Source organism: Mesorhizobium sp. M1A.T.Ca.IN.004.03.1.1, from assembly GCF_003997555.1.
Classification (GTDB): Bacteria; Pseudomonadota; Alphaproteobacteria; order Rhizobiales; family Rhizobiaceae; genus Mesorhizobium.
Map to the genome: position 1 here is coordinate 1 of NZ_RZTV01000680.1, position 254 is coordinate 254.

General features: G+C 63.4%; 1 pseudogene. It reads left to right on the forward strand.

Annotation, left to right across the window (positions count from 1 at the left end):
• Positions 1–123: pseudogene (locus EOD29_RS33390) on the forward strand (transcriptional regulator); the annotation flags it as partial.
• Positions 124–254: the final 131 nt, after the last annotated feature.

Below are 254 nucleotides of genomic sequence, written 5' to 3' on the forward strand. Positions count from 1 at the left end.
CACCACGATATCCACCGTGCGACCGAAGCGCAGTTGCGCCTCGCCTTCGAGGAAGGCGGCGTCAGGTTCGTTGAGGTAGAAGGCGCCGGCACCGGCCTCTGCCTGCCCAATCGACCAGGCTGAAGCCCTCAGGGCGCCAGGCAGGCGGCAGAAACCTTGTAAACGTAAAGCGTCTTTCGCTTGTAGTAGCCTGCGGCAGGCAGCCAGCTCTTCAGCAGCTCGGGCGTTTCAGTGGCGCAGATTAGCGGCGTGTC